At 65.2% G+C, this 15,990-nt stretch carries 13 protein-coding genes and 1 other RNA gene; 2 read left to right on the top strand and 12 right to left on the bottom strand.

From position 1 onward, the window contains the following. Positions 1-74: 74 nt before the first annotated feature. The 8 genes from Q0J57_RS06245 to Q0J57_RS06210 form a co-directional block, all read right to left on the bottom strand. Positions 75-1,967 carry a cation-translocating P-type ATPase gene (locus Q0J57_RS06245; RefSeq protein WP_297218370.1) on the bottom strand — a complete coding sequence of 631 codons (1,893 nt, stop codon included), beginning with the start codon at positions 1,965-1,967 and terminating at the stop codon, positions 75-77. A gap of 101 nt (positions 1,968-2,068) precedes the next feature. Then, positions 2,069-2,344: a metal-sensing transcriptional repressor gene (locus tag Q0J57_RS06240; protein ID WP_297218368.1), complete on the bottom strand. Its 276-nt coding sequence runs from the start codon at positions 2,342-2,344 to the stop codon at positions 2,069-2,071. Positions 2,345-2,541: 197 nt separating this feature from the next. Further along, positions 2,542-3,021 (bottom strand): serine/threonine protein phosphatase, encoded by a 480-nt coding sequence (locus Q0J57_RS06235; RefSeq protein ID WP_297218366.1) that lies wholly within the window; start codon positions 3,019-3,021, stop codon positions 2,542-2,544. Between the two features lie 71 nt (positions 3,022-3,092). Beyond that, a complete protein-coding gene (glpX, locus tag Q0J57_RS06230; RefSeq protein WP_297218364.1) occupies positions 3,093-4,076 on the bottom strand; it encodes a class II fructose-bisphosphatase in 984 nt (327 codons plus the stop codon). Positions 4,077-4,238: 162 nt separating this feature from the next. Further along, a complete protein-coding gene (locus tag Q0J57_RS06225) occupies positions 4,239-5,906 on the bottom strand; it encodes an NAD+ synthase (RefSeq protein WP_297218362.1) in 1,668 nt (555 codons plus the stop codon). Between the two features lie 25 nt (positions 5,907-5,931). After that, entirely contained in the window at positions 5,932-7,788 is a 1,857-nt protein-coding gene (locus tag Q0J57_RS06220; RefSeq protein ID WP_297218359.1) for a UbiD family decarboxylase, read from the bottom strand. After that, a complete protein-coding gene (locus Q0J57_RS06215; protein WP_297218357.1) occupies positions 7,788-8,288 on the bottom strand; it encodes an NUDIX hydrolase in 501 nt (166 codons plus the stop codon). Before Q0J57_RS06215 ends, Q0J57_RS06220 begins: the two co-directional genes overlap by 1 nt. 88 nt (positions 8,289-8,376) lie before the next feature. Next, positions 8,377-9,075, bottom strand: a complete 699-nt coding sequence (locus Q0J57_RS06210) for an L-threonylcarbamoyladenylate synthase (RefSeq protein WP_297218355.1) — start codon at positions 9,073-9,075, stop codon at positions 8,377-8,379. Between Q0J57_RS06210 and Q0J57_RS06205 the strand changes: the two genes are divergently transcribed. Then, on the top strand, positions 9,074-9,547 hold the full coding sequence (locus tag Q0J57_RS06205) for a 23S rRNA (pseudouridine(1915)-N(3))-methyltransferase RlmH (RefSeq protein WP_297218352.1): 474 nt from the start codon (positions 9,074-9,076) through the stop codon (positions 9,545-9,547). The genes Q0J57_RS06210 and Q0J57_RS06205 overlap by 2 nt on opposite strands. Here Q0J57_RS06205 and uvrC read toward each other — a convergent pair whose 3' ends face one another. From uvrC to trpB, 3 genes are all read right to left on the bottom strand, one after another. Then, on the bottom strand, positions 9,548-11,431 hold the full coding sequence (gene uvrC / locus Q0J57_RS06200) for an excinuclease ABC subunit UvrC (RefSeq protein WP_297218350.1): 1,884 nt from the start codon (positions 11,429-11,431) through the stop codon (positions 9,548-9,550). It lies immediately after the preceding gene. 116 nt (positions 11,432-11,547) lie between these two features. After that, a complete protein-coding gene (locus tag Q0J57_RS06195) occupies positions 11,548-13,056 on the bottom strand; it encodes an outer membrane homotrimeric porin (protein WP_297218348.1) in 1,509 nt (502 codons plus the stop codon). Positions 13,057-13,212: 156 nt separating this feature from the next. Beyond that, positions 13,213-14,436, bottom strand: a complete 1,224-nt coding sequence (trpB, locus tag Q0J57_RS06190) for a tryptophan synthase subunit beta (protein WP_297218346.1) — start codon at positions 14,434-14,436, stop codon at positions 13,213-13,215. A gap of 151 nt (positions 14,437-14,587) precedes the next feature. Here trpB and thyX point away from each other — a divergent pair, with 151 nt between their 5' ends. Then, entirely contained in the window at positions 14,588-15,385 is a 798-nt protein-coding gene (gene thyX / locus Q0J57_RS06185) for an FAD-dependent thymidylate synthase (protein WP_297218343.1), read from the top strand. Positions 15,386-15,477: 92 nt separating this feature from the next. Here thyX and ssrA read toward each other — a convergent pair. Further along, positions 15,478-15,856: a transfer-messenger RNA gene (ssrA, locus tag Q0J57_RS06180) on the bottom strand. Positions 15,857-15,990 lie beyond the last annotated feature (134 nt).

Genomic DNA, 15,990 nt, shown 5'->3' with positions numbered 1-15,990 from the left:
GGAACAGGTTCCCGCAGGACATGCCCTGTGCTGCGAACGGGGCCGCCAGGAAGATATCCTGGCGGCCCCGTTTTTCATGCCTGTGCGGCGGAAGAAGACCGGCGCTCCTGCCGCTGCCAGTGCAGCAGCAGGGCGGAATGTACAATGACCAGTACCGAGCCGGCATTGTGCACCAGGGCACCGGCCACGGGGGAGAGCAGACCGGCCATGGCCAGGAAGATGGCGGCAAAGTTGAGCAGCAGGGAAAAGCCCAGATTCACGCTGATGGTGTGCATCATGCGCCGCGAGAGGGCAACGATATGCGGCAGCTCCCTGATGTCGTCATGCACCAGGGCCATATCAGCGGCGTCCACGGCAATGTCGCTGCCCACACCGCCCATGGCCACCCCCACAAAGGCCTTTTTCAGGGCCGGAGCATCGTTGATGCCGTCGCCGATCATGCACACCGGCCGCTGCCGCTGCTGGCTGCTGTCGATCCAGCGCAGCTTGTCGGCGGGCAGGCAGTGCGCATGCACCTCATCCAGCGGCAGGGCTGCGCTGACGGCGCGGGCTGCGGCCGCATTGTCGCCGGTCAGGAGTACGGTGGAGATGCCGGCTGCGTGCAGCTCCTGCAGGGTCTGGGCCGCTGTGGGGCGCAGTTTGTCAGCCAGGGCGATGAAGCCGGCAAAGCTGTCGTCCAGCGCCACGTAGACCAGGGTCTGCCCCTGGGCCAGGGCCTGCTCTGCCCTGCTGGCAGCCTCGTCCGGCAGGGGGATGCCATGTTCCGTCAGCAGGGCGGCATTGCCGGCCAGCACGCTATGGCCGTTCACCCCGGCGCTGACGCCCCGGCCCGGCAGCATCTGAAAGGTTTCCGCCTCCCGGCAGGCGCCCTGCGTGGCATGGGCATGCCGCACAATGGCCTTGCCCAGCGGGTGCTCCGAGCGCCGCTCGGCCGCCGCCGTGAGACGCAGCAGCGCGGCAGCATCCAGCCCTGTCCGGCAGCTTTCCACATGGCTGACTTCCGGGGTGCCGAAGGTCAGGGTGCCGGTCTTGTCAAAGGCCACGGCCTTGACGCGGGCCAGCCGTTCCAGGGCATCGCCCTCCTTGACCAGCACGCCGTGGCGGGTGGCATTGCCGATGGCGGCCATGATTGCCGTGGGCGTGGCCAGCACCAGGGCGCAGGGGCAGAAGACCACAAGAATGGTGACGGCGCGCAAGATTTCGCCGCTCACCACCCAGGTGCCTGCCGCCGCCACAAGGGCTGTCACCACAATCCAGGTAGCCCAGCGGTCAGCCAGGCGTACAATGCGGGCCTTGCCCGCATCAGCGGATTGTACAAGGCGGATCATGCGTTGCAGGGCGCTGTCTTCGCCCACCTTGACGGCGCGCATGTCAAAGGCGCCGAACTGATTGACCGTGCCGCTGGACACCGTGTCGCCGGGGCCTTTGTCCACGGGCACGGATTCTCCGGTCATGAGCGACTGGTCAATGGCGGTCTGCCCGCTGACAATGATTCCGTCCACGGGAATGGTCTCGCCCGGCAGCACGCGCAGCAGGTCATCCACGGCCACCTGTTCGGCGGGGATGATGGTTTCGGTGCTGTCCTGAAGGCGCCGGGCCGTGCGGGGCGTCAGGCGCACCAGGCGTTCTATGCCGGCGCGCGCCCGGGCCACGGTGCGTTCTTCCAGCAGGGCACCCAACTGCATGATGAAGGCCACCTCTCCGGCGGCAAAGATTTCCCCAATGGCCACCGAGGCCAGAAGCGCCATGGACACCAGCACATCGGCCCGGATGTCAAAGCGGGTAAACAGGCCCACCGCACCGTCGCGGAGAATGGGCAGGCCGCAGAGCACAACGGCCAGCCAGGCCGGATCCAGGGGCCGGGGATACCAGTCCAGAAAACTCAACAGCAGACCAGCGGCAGACAGGCCCAGCGACAGGGCTTGTCGGGGGTCTTCCTTCATCCATTGGCGCAATGCGGCAAGCATACCTTCCTCCCTGATGATGTGGAGCCATGGGCATGGCAGTGTGCAGGGGGAATATACCTATAGGGGTATAGGTAGTCAAGAAGAGGGAGGAGGGACGTCACTCAGCTGTGGCGGGAAAAGTGCTCGATGGCACGGGCAAAGGACGCAATGGTGGCCTCGGCATCGCCATGCTCGATGCCATCGCGCACACAGTGCTGGAGATGTCCTTCCAACACGATCTGTCCCACCTTGTGCAGGGCACCCTTGACGGCATTGATCTGCATGAGGATGTCCTCGCAGGGAACGTCTTTGTCAATCATCTGGTCAATGGCCTGCAACTGCCCCATGAGCTTCTTCATGCGGCGGTGCAGATTGTCGGCATCCATGCACTTTTTCATGCTGGTCTCCTTTGTGGAAAGAGGGCTGCGGGTATTCCGGTGGCGCGTGCTGCCCGGCGTCAGGCTGTTTGTGCAAAAGGAGCCTGCCCCCTGGGGGGACAGGCCCTGTTGTATGACCATGATGTGGGACAGACTGGCGTTCCGTCTGGTGGTCGGGTGCGCCACTCGGCCGGGTGCCATGCCCCTGTGGCGCGGCCCTAGCGCTGGTCGGAGGATGTATCCAGGCTGGCCTTGAGAATGCTGCCCAGATGCTTGCGGGCCAGTTCCAGTTCGGCCTTGCTCACCGGGGGCATGTCCTTGGGACGGGCCATCTCGTTGCCGCCTTCTTCAACCAGAACCAGGGCGGCGGCCATGCGTCCCATGACGCAGAAGAAGCGCCGGGGGTCCCAGCCGTGGTCGGTCACCCACTGGGCCGCACGGTCGGAGTACAGAAAGTCCGCCTTGCCCCGGCGCAGCACGGGGTGGGCCTCTTCCTGGCTGGCATGTGCCCAGCGGCGGAACTGCGGCAGCAGATCAAGAAATGTGAGCAGTTCCTTTTCGGTTACATCGCCCTGTTTGTCATAGACCGTCAGCACCGTGGAGGATGCTGCTTCGGCCTGCACAGGCAGGCAAAGGCCGCTGCCCAGCAGCAGGGCACACAGCACAGCGCCGCACAGGCGGCGGGGAGAGTTCTTCATGTGCGTTCCTTGGAAAGGGGAATGGCCCGCCCCGGCAGCCGGGCCGGCGGCGGGCCGCAAAAACGCCTGCCCTAATAGGGCACGGCGCTGATCTTGGTCAGGCGGTCAAGGTTGTGGTAGGATTCCACGTAGCGCAGCGTTCCGGTCTTGCCGCGCAGCACCAGCGAGTGGGTAACGGCGTGGCGCGAGCTGTAGCACACCCCGCGCAGGAAATCCCCGCCGGAAATGCCCGTGGCCGCAAAGAAGCAGTCGTCGCTTTTGACCAGTTCGTTGACTGTCAGAACTTCGCGGATATCGATGCCGGCATTGGTGATGGCTTCCTTTTCCACATAGGACTGCGGATCAAGCCGGGCCAGAATCTGTCCGCCCATGCCCTTGATGGCGCAGGCCGCCAGCACGCCTTCCGGCGTGCCGCCGGTGCCCATCATGATGTCCACCTCATTGCGCGGATCCACGGCCATGAGGGCGCCGGCCACGTCGCCGTCGCTGTGCAGCTGTATGCGCGCTCCGGCGGCGCGGATGTCGGCAATGAGCTGCTTGTGGCGGGGCTTGTCCAGTACAAAGACCACCAGGTCCTGCACCTTCTTGTCCAGAGCGCGGGCCACATTTGCCAGGTTGACTGCCACCGGGGCATCCAGGTCCACCACGTTCTGGGCTTCACCGGGCACCACCAGCTTCTGCATGTAGAAGCTGGGGCCGGGGTTGAACATGCTGCCGCGCGGCGCTACGGCCACGGTGGAAATGGCATTGGGCCGCCCGTAGGCCAGCAGGCTGGTCCCTTCCACGGGGTCCACGGCCACGTCCAGGCGGGGGCCGTCGCCTATACCCACCTGTTCGCCATTATACAGCATGGGGGCATTGTCCTTTTCCCCCTCGCCGATAACCACGATGCCGTCCACATGCAGGGTGGAAAAGCTGTTGCGCATGGCATCCACGGCGGCGCCGTCGCCCGCTTCCTTGTCCCCGCGCCCCAGCCAGCGGGCCGACGCCAGCGCGGCGGCTTCGGTGATGCGAACAATGTCCAGTGCGAGGTTTTTCTCCGGTGCTTCAGCCATGTCAACATCCTCCAGATAAGTATTGCTCCCGTCACAGGGGAACGGCGGTCGATAGTAGCGCAGGAGCGGCGGCCCTTCAAGCGAAAAGCGCCGCCCCTCGGGAAAGGAAGCACAGCCTGCCGTCTGCTGCACGGCTGCGGACGGCAGGCCTATGCCCGGGACCTAGCTGGGCATGCGGTAGCGGCCGGCCACAGGCACGGACCAGGCCTCGCCAAAGGGCACGCGGCTCACGTACAGGGCCGGCGGTTCCTGACGGCGCTTGAATTCCGCCCGGAACAGGCGGTTGCGTATGTCGCGTGCAGTTTCGTCCAGGTCGGCATGCGCGGCAGCGGAACGGTCGCCAACGGTGGAGCTGGCCAGCAGGCGCTCCAGCACAGGGTCCAGCACATCGTAGGGCGGCAGGCTGTCCGCGTCCTTCTGGCCGGGGTGCAGCTCCGCCGAAGGGGCCTTGTCAAAAATGGCCTGGGGGATGACATCTTGCCCGCGGAAGCGATTGTACCAGCGGCCCACGGCATAGACTTCGGTCTTGGTCAGATCGGCAATGACGGCCAGCGCCCCCACGGAATCGCCATAGAGCGTGCAGTAGCCCACGGCGCATTCGCTTTTGTTGCCCGTATTGAGCACCAGGGCGCGCGCACGGTTGGCCAGGGTGGTGAGCAGGCTGCCGCGGATGCGGGCCTGCACGTTTTCAAAGGTCATTTCGCCGTCATAGGCCGGAAAGCGGTCCAGGCCCGGGGCCAGGGCAGCGGCATAGGCCTGCATGAGCGGTTCGATGGGCAGGGTAACCGTGGCAACGCCCAGATTGTCGGCCAGCGCTCCGGCATCCCGCAGGGAGCCTTCGCTGCTGTAGGGCGAGGGCATGAGCACGCCAAACACATTGTCCGCTCCCAGGGCTTCCACGGCCACGCTGCATACCAGCGCAGAATCCATGCCGCCGGACAGGCCCACAATGACGCGCTCCGCACCGCATTTGTGCACAAAGTCCCGCACGCCCAGGGTCAGGGCACGCCAGATGGATTCCTCGATGCAGGACGTCAGGGGCGCGATGAGGCTTTCATCCGGGGCGGCCACGTCCACCACCAGGGTATCCTCGTCAAAGGCCTTGCCCCGGGCCAGCAGCTGGCCTGTGGGGTCAAAGGCAAGGCTCTGTCCGCTGAAGATGCTGTGATCGTATCCGCCCACCAGATTGACGGAAAACAGATGCACGTGGTGCCGCGCGGCCACGTGGGAGAGCAGACGTTCCCCCATGCCCTGGGAGCCGATGCTGAAGGGCGCGGCCGCCAGATGCACAATGGCATCCACGCCGCGCTGTATCAGCTCCATAAGCGGATTGTGGCCGCTGGCATACTGGATTTTCCAGAAGGCGCCATCCTCGGTGACGGAATTTTCGCATACGACGACGCCGATGCGCCAGCCGCTCACGGAGACAATGCCGCAGGTAACGCCCCGGTCAAAGTAGCGCATTTCTTCTTCCTGCCCAAGATTCTGGTATATCTTGCGCGAGATGGTCTGCCACTGGCCCTTGTTCACCAGCACGGCGGCATTGGACAGCAGCCGGGGGTCATAGGTGCTGGGCACCGGCGCGCCCACCAGCAGGGGCGGGCCGTCGTGCAGGGCCTCGGCCAGGCGGTCCAGACCGGTGCGGCAGCCCTGGGCAAAGTCTTCCGTGCGCAGGTAGCTGCCCGGTGCCGCGCCGCACAGGGCCAGTTCCGGGGTGACGCACAGGTCGGCTCCGTGTTCGGCGGCATGGCGGGCAGCGGCTATGATGCGCTCCACATTGCCGGCCACATCGCCGGTAACGACATTGCATTGCAGCATGGCAATCTTCATGGGTAAACCTCGTCAGAAAGAAGAATCAACCAAGGAGTCCGTGCAGGGGGCTGCCCGGACCGGCCAGGGCTTCCACACGGCGGATGACGTCGGGGTCCTCTTCCAGCGGCGGCGCGTGAAAGGGCTTGCGGCGGGCATCCAGCAGCAGGGGGGCCTGGCAGCTCCAGTGCCGGGCATGAGTGTGCCCGTTGGCACCATACGTATCCGTGGCCGGGTCGGAACGGGTAAAGGTGACCCAGAGCCAGTTGTCAAAGGTGGCGGCACAGAAGGCGGCATCGTCGCAGACGGTTACCAGCGGGCAGTGTTCGCGTTCCGGCCAGTGGGCCAGCGCCTGCGCCAGGGCTTCCATGCGGGGATCGGTTTCGTTGCGCCCCAGGGTATGGGCAGGGCCGCGCAGAACCAGCAGGCCCGGCCCGGCCATGTGCGGATCGCCAAAGCCTTCAGGCAGCGGCGGCAGGCCGCCCGGCACATCCGCTCCGGTATGCAGCTGTCGCCGGGCTTCGCCGGCGGCAACCCAGATGAGGCGGGAGCCTTCGTGCAGCCCCAGCCCCGTATAGTCCAGGGTGTCCGCGCTGGTCTGGGTAATGAAGTGCAGGTCTCTGCTGAAGTCCGTGCGCTCCAGAATGTGCCGGAAAAAGGCCGGAACATGGCGTGCCGACAGTCCCGGCGCATCCTCGTGCGCGGCCAGCAGAACATACTTGGCCAGGGCCGTCTGCGTGGTGCCCAGCAGGTGCAGAGCCGCGGTGAGCAGCTCGCGCGGGCGCCGGTGCGCCTCGTAGGGCGTATAGCGTTCGCTGCCCAGGGCCAGCAGCAGCGGATGCACGCCGGCGGCGTCCACGGCATGCACCTCGCGCACGCCTTCAAACACCTGCGGCACCAGTGCGCCCGTCAGCTCGTGGATGAAGTCGCCGAAGACCGTATCCTCCTGCGGCGGGCGCCCCACGGCCGTGAAGGGCCAGATGGCATCCCGGCGGTGGTGCACGGCCGTGACCCGGAGCACGGGAAAGTCATGCTTCAGGCTGTAGTAGCCCACGTGGTCCCCGAAGGGACCCTCGGGCTTGCACTGCGGCAGCACGTAGCCGCTGAGGCAGAAGTCCGCCTCGGCCAGGACCGGCAGCGGCAGGCCGGAAACGCGCACCATGTCGGCGCGGCGGCCGCCCAGCAGACCGGCGAAGCGCAGTTCGGAAAGACCTTCCGGCAGCGGCATGACGGCGGCAATGGTAAAGGCGGGCGGGCCGCCCACAAAGACATGCACCGGCAGCGCCTGCCCCTTTTCCAGGGCAGCGGCATGGTGAACGCCGATGCCGCGGTGTATCTGATAGTGCAGGCCCACCTCGTCCGGGGCATAGTCATTGCCGGCCAGCTGGATGCGGTACATGCCCAGATTGGAGGCATCCAGCCCCGGCCGGTCCGGGTGTTCGGTATAGACCAGCGGCAGGGTGATGAACGGGCCGCCGTCGCCGGGCCAGCCCACCAGCTGCGGCAGGTGGGCCAGGTCGCAGCGGCAGTGCAGCACAGGCACATCACCCTTGTGGCGCAGGCGCGGCTGCATATGGCTCAGGGCCGGCAGCAGCCTGAGGGAGCGCAGGGGATGGCGCAGGGCCTCCGTGGGATCGGCCTTGGCGGCCAGCACGCCTTCCACGGCCCGCAGGGTATGGCGAAAAATGTAGTGCAGGCGTTCCCGCGTGCCGAAGAGATTGGCCAGCATGGGAAAACGGGACCCCTTCACCCGGGTGAAGAGCAGGGCCGGCGCGCCGGCGGCAAAGGCCCGGCGCTGTATGGCGGCCAGTTCCAGCCTGGCGTCCACTTCCACATCAATGCGCCGGAGCTGTCCGTGCCGTTCCAGATCGGCTACGCAGGCCGCCAGTGAAGCGTATGCCATCAGCAGCTTCCTTGTGGTGATGTCTCGGCCTGTACGGGCGCCAGGGAGCGGCGTCCGGCCAGAACTTCCCGAAAATGGGCCAGCATGAGGCCGTGGTCAAAGCAGAGCGGCGCGGGCAGGGCATCCAGAGGATACCAGGCGGCACCGGCGGCATCGTCGCCGGCTTTCAGGGCCTGGGGATTGCGTGCGCGCCCCACGAAAACCGTGCTCATGGTATGCTTGCGCGGATCGCGGCGGGGATCGGAATAGACGCCCAGCAGACCGGTCAGCTCCACATCCAGCGAGGTTTCCTCGCGCATTTCGCGGCGGGCTGCTGTTTCCACCTGTTCGCCCTCGTCCACAAAGCCGCCGGGCAGGGCAAAGCCCAGCGGCTCATGGGCGCGCCGGATGATGACCACACCGCGTTGCGGGTCGTGGATGATCACGTCCACCGTGGGGACAGGATTGGCATAGACGTCATAGGACTGCTTGCAGACAGGGCAGATGACCGTTTTGTTCATGATGACCTCGTGGGCATGATGGTACGTCAGCCTTGAACGCCCTGCAAGGACGGCAGGGGGGAGAGGGGCGGTTTTTCTTGACCCGGCGTCAGGGCCTGTCCGGGGCATCCTCCAGGGTGAAGCCGGCGGCGGCGAGCTGCTGCGGGGCAACGGCGCCGCTGCGCAGCAGACGCAGACGCCGCTGGCCCAGGGGTTCCACAATGGTGGAGGGCAGCCCCCCCTGTGGCAGAGGACCGCAGACAAGGATGCCGTCGTGGGCGGCGTCAAGATGCTGCAGCAGGGCCGGCGCCAGTTCGTCAGCCGTGCGGGCCGCGGGCTGCCCGCTGAGGTTGGCGCTGCTGCAGGTGAGGGGCATGCCGGCCAGACAGGCCAGCCGTGCGGCTGCGGGATGGGGAGTAAGGCGGACGGCCATCTTGCCGTCCGGACCGCAGACCTGCGGCGGCAGGGCGGCACGACATTGCGGCAGGACAGGCAGCAGGATGGTGAGGGAACCGGGCCAGAAGCGTTCCCGTAGCAGGGCGGGTGCCTCGTCAAGCCGTACAACGGCAGCCAGCTGATCCATACTGCCTGCCAGCACCGGCAGAGGGCGCTGGACGGGACGATGCTTGAGCTGATACACCCGCTGCACGGCAGCGGCATCCATAATGCGGCAGCCAAGGCCATAGAAGGTTTCGGTAGGAAAGGCCCAGACACCGCCGGCGGCAAGACCGGCAGCAGCCGCGGCCGCATCGTCGGTGCGTCGGCAGGCCATGGGGCGGGAGACAGCGGAGAGAGGGGAGGAACACATGGCAGGCAAACCCTTACGAATTGTATGTGTGGGAAAACTGCGGACATCCTTCTGGAAGGAGGCGGCAGCGCATTACAGCCGGCGCATCGGCCGCTGGCGTCCGCTGGACGTGACGGAAGTGCGCGATGGCGATGCCGGCCTGGACACGGCGCAACGCAACAGCCAGGAAGGGCGGCGTTTGCTGGAGGCCCTGACCCCGCAGGATGTACCCATTGTCATGGACGAGCGGGGCAGTGCCCTGACCTCGCGGGAATTTGCGGACCTTTTGCGCAAGCTGGACCTGGATGCCACGGGACGCCCCTGCTTTCTTGTGGGCGGACCATTTGGTCTGGATGCTGCCGTGCGGGCCGTGGCCCGCAGAACGCTCTGTCTTGGCCCCATGACCCTGCCGCATGAACTGGCTCGCGTGCTCCTGCTGGAACAGCTCTACCGGGCGGAGTGCATTCTTCGCAAGGTGCCCTATCACCATTGATCACAATCCCCTGAGCTTTTCCCGCAACAGGCGTGCCCGGGCCGGTCCGATGCCGGGCAGGGCGCACAGCTCCTTTTCGGTGGCGGCACGCATGGCTTCCAGGGTGGCAAAGTGTTCCCACAGCAGGCGGGCTGTAGCCGGACCAATGCCCGGCAGGCGCATGAGTTCGCCGGACAGAGCGGCCTTGCCCCGTGCTCTGCGGTGCCGCCCGATGGCAAAATTATGCGTGGTGTCTCGCACGTGCTGTAAAAAGAGCAGCTCCGGGCAGCCTTCGCGCAGGGGCAGGGGATTGCTGCGCCCGGGCAGGAAAATACGGTCCGCCACATTGCCGGCCCGGCGGTCGGCATGCCCTTCCTCATCACGGGCCTTGGCAATGCCGGCCAGGGCAAAGAGCTGCGCCTGTCCGGCTTCTTCCAGGGCACGCTGCACGGCAGCCACCTGCCCTCTGCCCCCATCCACCAGCAGCAGATCCGGCCAGGGCGGGCCGCTTTCCAGGCGTCGCCCCAGCCAGGCATGCAGGGTGCCGTAATCGTCGCCCCCGTCGGGCATGGCATAGGTACGATAGGCCGGCGGGCAGGGGCGGCCGTCCTCAAAGACCACCAGGCCCACGCGGGTCTGCCGCCCGCCGGTATGCGAAACGTCCACGCATTCGATGCGGCGCGGCGCTTCGGGCAGACGCAGGGCGCGGCCCACACGCACGAGGATATCCTCCTCGCCGCCGTGTTCGCGCCGGCGGGCTTCTTCGCGGGCATTGGCCTGGGCCATGTCCACCAGCTGATTGTCCCGGGCATGTTGCGGCGCCACCAGACGGACCGGACTGCCGCGCCGTTCGGACAGTAGATTTTCCAGCAGGAAGCGTTCCGCATACGGGCCTGCGCCGCCAGGACCGGCGGAGCCGGCAGGGGACGCTGGGGCATCCGTGTCGGCATCCTCATCCGGGGGCAGCCAGGGCAGCAGTATGCGGGGGGGCGGCACGAGGCGTTCATAATACTGATGCACAAAGGAGCGCAGCAGTTCCGGCGCATCCTCGAAGCACAGACCGCTCCAGTAGAAGGCCCGGCCGTCGGTAACGGCACCACCCCGCACAAAAACCACGGCCAGCGCCAGTCCCCTGTCAGCCGCAAACAGGCCGATGGCATCCATGTCTCCCCCGCCGGGCAGGACGGCGGCCTGTCGTTCCACCGTGCGTTCCACGGCCCGCAGCTGGTCGCGCAAGACAGCGGCCCGTTCAAAGTCCAGGGCCTGGGATGCCTCTTCCATTTCCTGCCGCAGCTGCGTGAGCAGCGGGGCGGAGCGCCCTTCCAGCAGCTCGCAGACGCGATGGACGGCTTCCTGATACTGCCGCGAATCCACCAGCCCCATGCAGGGGGCCGGGCACTGCCCCATGTGATGATACAGGCAGGGCCGTACCCGGTTTTTCATGGCCCGGTCCGAGCAGCGGCGCAGGGCAAAGGCCCGGTGCAGCAGTTTCCAGGTTTCCCGGGCAGCCAGGGCAGAGGTGAAGGGGCCGAAGTAGCGGGCGCCGTCACGCCGGGCCGTGCGCACCACCTCCAGCCGGGGGAAGGGCTGACGGATGTCCAGGCGAAAGAGCACGTACTGTTTGTCGTCCCGCAGAACAATATTGTAGTGCGGGCGGTGCTTCTTGATAAGGCCGGCTTCCAGCAGCAGGGCTTCCTTTTCCGTGGTGGTGCTGAGAAAGTCCAGGGAAACGGCATGGGCCAGCATGGCGCGGGTCTTGGCAGGCAGGCCGTCGGGCCGGAAATAGGACAGCACGCGGCGTCGCAGGATACGGGCCTTGCCCACATAGATGACGCGCCCCCGCGCGTCTTTGTACAGGTAGACGCCGGGGGTCAGCGGAATGGTGGCGGGGTCGGGGCGTTGCATGGCCGGACTATAGACGGGCCGGCCCCTCCCCGCAAGTCTGCCCGGGAACGAAAACGCACAAAGCCCGCCGAAGCGGGCTTTGTGAAGAGATGTGTCACGCCGTGCGGCGCGTCACATTAGAAGCTGTAGATGTAGGCCAGGCTGATGTCCCAGGCATCGCGAGAATCGGGGTCGCGGCCGTTGAGTTTGGCATTACCCCACACGTCGTCGCTCTTGTCCAGCCACAGGGCGATGTAGCTGGCGGTAAGGCGGATGTCCATGTTCTCGTAGATCTGGTAATCGTTGATGAGGGTGAATTCCATGGCCGTATCGTTGGTGGTCAGGTACATGGCGTCAGTGCCCAAGCCGCCGAAATTGGGCCTTCCCACAACGCTGGCCATGTCGGTGCTGTTGGTACCGCCGAAGAGGTTCACCCGGAAGGTGTGCTTCAGATTTTCCACAAAGCTGAAGTCACGCACATAGGCGCCCACGCCCCAGGTGCCCACGATGCCGTAACCCACCACGCCTTCGCGGCCCAGGTAGGGGTCACCGTTGAAGGCAAAGTTGGAGAAGGAGGTGTTGGTGTTGTTCAGGCTGACGTAGGGCATGCGTTCGGAACCGTTGCCGGTATCGTCGTCGTCACCGGAGGAGTACCAGCCGTGCAGGCCGATGATACCCCAGTCCAGCTTGTATTCGGCAAGCAGCGAAGCCAGCCAGCCGGAGCGGTTGGCGGAGCTGTCGTCGTAGGCCACGGAGCCGTAGTTGAAGTCAAAGGCCACGCGGAAGGGATCAAAGGCCACGATGTCGGCGGTGAGGCCGGCCCAGATGGCATTGCCGTAGGAGGTCAGCTTTTCACCCTTGATGCCAGGCCCAGCAGCCACCATGCCGCGCTGGAAGTGCGTAGCAGAGGTGCCCCAGGCCTGCTTGAAGTAGTTATTGGTAAAGTCGCCATCGGCAGTATCATTGCCACGCAGGGCATTGGGACCAATGGCTGCATACATGGCCCAGGGGGTCACCTTGACGCCATCAAACTTCAGGGGCAGCACCAGGCCGAACATGTCCACATTGTCCATGTAGTTGGCGCGGTAGTTGTTCACGCCGGGCTTGTCATAGCCGCCGAAGTTGTCGTTTATGGGACGCGCCCAGAAGGCGGTCAGGGCCACGTTTTCATTGAAGGTGTAGGAGGCGGTGATGCCGGCCACGTCGTCATTGAAGACCTGGCTCTGGGTGGTGAAGCTGGGCAGGGCGATACCCTGGATACCCATGCGGATCTTGAGGTCGGTGTTGGGCACCAGCCAGTCGAGGTAGGCACGCTTCACTTCCACAACGTTGTTGCCGTCAGCACCCAGGGCGCCGCCGTTCTTGGCCTGGCCCCAGCGCTGGTCGCCCAGTTCAAAGAACACGGTACCGGACAGGGATTCGGAAGCCACGGCGTCCAACTGCAGGCGCAGACGCTGTTCGGCTTCGAATTCGTCTTCGCTGGTGTTGTAACCGGTGCGGCCGTTGCCGCCGGTGAAGTTGCCGTTCTGGCCGTATTCAAAGCTCATGATCCACTGGCCTTTGACCTTGAAGTCAATGGCCTGCGCATTGCCCATGCCAGCGACGAGCATGGCAGCCGCCATAAGAAGCGTAGCAATCTTTTTCATAACAATTCCCCTCTCGGAAATTTGGTAACGACGGGATGTCGTTGAAGCCAATATAATTTTTTGAACTGTAAAAGGCAAGGCTTTTGGTCAAAAAAATTTGACTGCCAGCAAAAAAGCCCCTTTCCGGCGGAAGGGGGCTTGTTACGGTCGGGATGCTCAGTTGTTTCTGGGGGTGAAACGGCCGGTCTTGACCAGTTCTTCCACCTGCTGCACGTCCTTGTCGCCACGGCCGGACAGGTTGACCAGAAGGATATTGTCGGCGGGCATCTGCGGCGCCATCTTGATGGCATAGGCCACGGCATGGGCCGATTCCAGCGCGGGCAGAATGCCTTCGTGGCGGGAGAGATCAAAGAACGCCTGCAGGGCTTCCTCGTCGTTGATGCTGACAAAGGACGCCCGGCCGGAATCCTTCCACATGGCCAGTTCCGGCCCCACGGAGGGATAGTCCAGTCCGGCGGAAATGGAGTAGACAGCCCCGGCATTGCCGTCGGCATCCTTGAGCATGTAGGAGCGGAAGCCGTGCAGCACGCCCGGTTCTCCCTGGCAGAGGGAAGCGGCATTTTCACCGTAGCCATTGCCGATGCCACCAGGCTCCACACCGATGAGGCGCACGCTGCTGTCGGCCACAAAGCCGGAGAAGATGCCCACGGCATTGGAGCCGCCGCCCACGCAGGCCAGGCAGGCATCCGGCAGGCGGCCCGTGTTTTCCAGCATCTGGGCGCGGGCTTCGCGGCCGATGACGGACTGGAACTGACGCACCATGTAGGGATAGGGATGCGGCCCCACGGCGGAACCCAGCACATAGAACATGTCGGGATCGCGGATCCACTCTTCCAGGGCCTCGTCCACGGCTTCCTTGAGGGTGCGCTGTCCGCTGGTGGCGGCACGCACGGTGGCCCCCAGCATTTCCATGCGGGTGACATTGAGGTGCTGGCGGCGGATGTCCACCTCGCCCATGCAGATGGTGCACTCAAGCCCCAGCAGGGCAGCGGCGGCGGCCGTTCCCACGCCGTGCTGACCGGCGCCGGTTTCGGCGATGACGCGGGTCTTGCCCATGCGCTTGGCCAGCAGGCACTGGCCCAGGGTATTGTTGACCTTGTGGGCGCCGAGGTGATTCAGGTCTTCACGCTTGAGCCATATCTGCGCGCCCCCCAGGCGCTTGCTGAGGTTGGCACAGTGGAAAACAGGGGTGGGGCGTCCGGCAAAGTGGGCCAGCAGATAGTCCAGCTCCTTCAGAAAGGACGGGTCTTTCATGGCCTCGTCAAAGGCGCGGCTCACTTCTTCCAGGCGGGGTTGCAGTTCTTCCGGAACGAAGCGGCCGCCGTAGGGGCCGAAAAAGCCTTCGCTGTCGGGAGCGGCACAGGGGGTGGCAGTGCTCATGCGTTCTTCTCCTTGAACTCAGAATAATATAGTCTCTTGGGACCATTGCCCTTTTTGCCCCCTGTCGTCAAGACAAGGCAGGAAAAGGGCCGTGCCGGCCATTGAGCTTCCGGGGCTTTTTGCCTACCATGCCAGCTTTCGGAGGGTAGCGATGCTGGAGGAAAAATTTACGGGCAAGGGCAAGGTTTTGCTGCTGGCCGGCGGCGGCAGGATATATACGGATGTGGCCGCGCGCTTTGTGCGCAGCGAGCGCAGCCTGGAAGACATCGTGGCGTCCCCCTATTCCCGGCAGATAGTGGAGAACATTCTGGCCAGCGGGCACCGGGCGGCGCTGGAATTCGATTTTTTTCTGTTTGGCGTGGAGGGCTATTCCCGTGTGACGGAGACGCAGCTTGTGCGCAAGCGCATGGCCTCTTACCTCATCAAGTCCGGCCGGGCGGAGCTGGGAGGAAAGCGGCGCTTTTCCGTGGTCTATCCGCAGCGCGTGCGCGATTTCAGCGCCAGCGTGACCCTGCCTGACGGGCATGAGACCCGCCTCAGCGGGCGCGACCTGGCCGAGCTTTCCCGTCAGTGGTATGACGCCGGGCTGGAAGCCGGCCTGCCGGAAGAGGACCTGCGCTATCTCAAGCCGCAGGCCACCGAATTCAAGGCCATCATCGGCATGAACGCCCATGCCCTGCTGGACTGGTTTGCCATACGCTGCTGCCGCAATGCCCAGCATGAAATACGTCATCTGGCCACGCAGATGCTGCGGCTGTGCCGCGAGGCCGCACCGGACCTTTTCCGTCAGGCCGGCCCCAGTTGCGTGCAGCTGGGCTACTGCCCCGAAAACCGCCTGCAACACCCGCGCTGCCGGGGGCATGTGCTGACCCGTGACGAGGCCATGCGCATTTTGCGGCAGCACGGCGGCGGGCACATGCCGGAAGCTGACCTGCCTGACCAGGGCTAGAGGGCTGGCCCTCCGCCGTGCGGGGGGCTTTTTCCTACAAAAAAACACGGCCCGCAGGGACAATGCCGTGCGGGCCGTGTGGCGTGGCCGTCTGGTGGAGGCGGGGGGAGTCGAACCCCCGTCCGAGAATATTCCACGCGAAGCGTCTACAGGTTTAGGTCAGGAACAGTTCTCGCTCTGCCGGTGGCCCCTGACCGGGCGCGGCAGAACCAGCCCGCCGGTAACCTCCTCGCGACAATCCCCGGCAGGCACCGGACGTCGCCAGCCTGATGCAGTGTCGCCAGCCGGACGTATCAGGCATCGGTCCGTCTGACGTGACCGTCTATGCGGTCAGGAGCCACGCCGACTAGGCAGCGTAGGCGTATTCGTAATCGTTGTTGGCAATTACTTTGTTGCCGCTTTTTACGAGGCCAGCGGCGCCTCGACCTGCAACTCCGGCTTCCACATCCCCGTCGAAACCAGTGCGCCCCCAAGGGAAAAGGGACTTCTTTCTACGCCATTTCAGCGCGTCTGGCAAGGGGGGCGGCACCGGGGGCCGTGCCCGGCCGCCGAAAGGGGAGAGACATCCCGCGGCAGAACGGCCTGCGGCCCGGCGGGGCGGTCCG

Origin of the sequence: uncultured Desulfovibrio sp., from assembly GCF_944324505.1 — a bacterium.
Lineage (GTDB): Bacteria > Desulfobacterota > Desulfovibrionia > Desulfovibrionales > Desulfovibrionaceae > Desulfovibrio.
The sequence above is the reverse complement of the archived record's forward strand: the minus strand, read 5'-3'. Positions and strand labels throughout refer to the sequence as shown.